Source organism: Algoriphagus sp. PAP.12 (assembly GCF_026652115.1).
Classification (GTDB): domain Bacteria; phylum Bacteroidota; class Bacteroidia; order Cytophagales; family Cyclobacteriaceae; genus Algoriphagus.
Window position 1 is genome coordinate 1 of sequence record NZ_JAPPSQ010000077.1, and the last position, 418, is coordinate 418.

Annotated in this window: 1 protein-coding gene; it reads right to left on the reverse strand. The window is 41.1% G+C overall.

The genetic code is table 11. The annotated features are described in order from the left end of the window. On the reverse strand, positions 1-418 hold a 418-nt coding region (locus O0V13_RS21525; RefSeq protein WP_268037076.1), incomplete at both ends, for a RagB/SusD family nutrient uptake outer membrane protein.

The following is a 418-nucleotide window of genomic DNA, read 5'->3' on the forward strand; positions in this document are numbered from 1 at the left end:
GTAAGGAATAAGTTTCTCCATCAATCACTCTTTCCAAGGTAATTTCTGATCCAGTTTCCTGATTGAGCCTTCTCAGATCAGACCAGCGGATTCCCCTACCGATCAATTCCTTTCTTCTTTCCAGAAGAATCCTTTTTAGGAGTTCCTCTTGCTCCTCAATCATTAAATCCTCCCATGATTCTTTGTCATATCTATTCCGCAAAAGCTCATTGAGATAGAGATTTCCCATCTCTAAATTTCCACTTCTGGAATATCCTTCAGCAGCTATCAATTGAATCTCCCCTACGGACAGCCCCCCGAACAAAACGGTATTCCCGGTATGATGTCCCGTCATATTATAGAGACTATCAGTTGATAAGGAATAATAAGACCTGACCCGGAGATCTCCTGTTTCAAAAGTCTGAGTCAATAAAGTATC